This is a genomic window from Fructobacillus tropaeoli (assembly GCF_016860625.1).
Lineage (GTDB): Bacteria > Bacillota > Bacilli > Lactobacillales > Lactobacillaceae > Fructobacillus > Fructobacillus tropaeoli.
The window spans coordinates 1-255 of record NZ_BOJU01000014.1; the positions used below are offsets into that span (position 1 = coordinate 1).

Genomic DNA, 255 nt, shown 5'->3' on the forward strand with positions numbered 1-255 from the left:
CAGCCGCGGTAATACGTATGTCCCGAGCGTTATCCGGATTTATTGGGCGTAAAGCGAGCGCAGACGGTTCGATAAGTCTGAAGTGAAAGCCCACAGCTCAACTGTGGAAGTGCTTTGGAAACTGTCGGACTTGAGTGCAGTAGAGGTAAGTGGAACTCCATGTGTAGCGGTGGAATGCGTAGATATATGGAAGAACACCAGTGGCGAAGGCGGCTTACTGGACTGCAACTGACGTTGAGGCTCGAAAGTGTGGGT

The 255-nt window shown here is 51.8% G+C and carries 1 rRNA gene; it reads left to right on the plus strand.

What is annotated here, in order from left to right:
* Nucleotides 1-255 (plus strand): 16S ribosomal RNA (locus FT12353_RS08465); the annotation flags it as partial.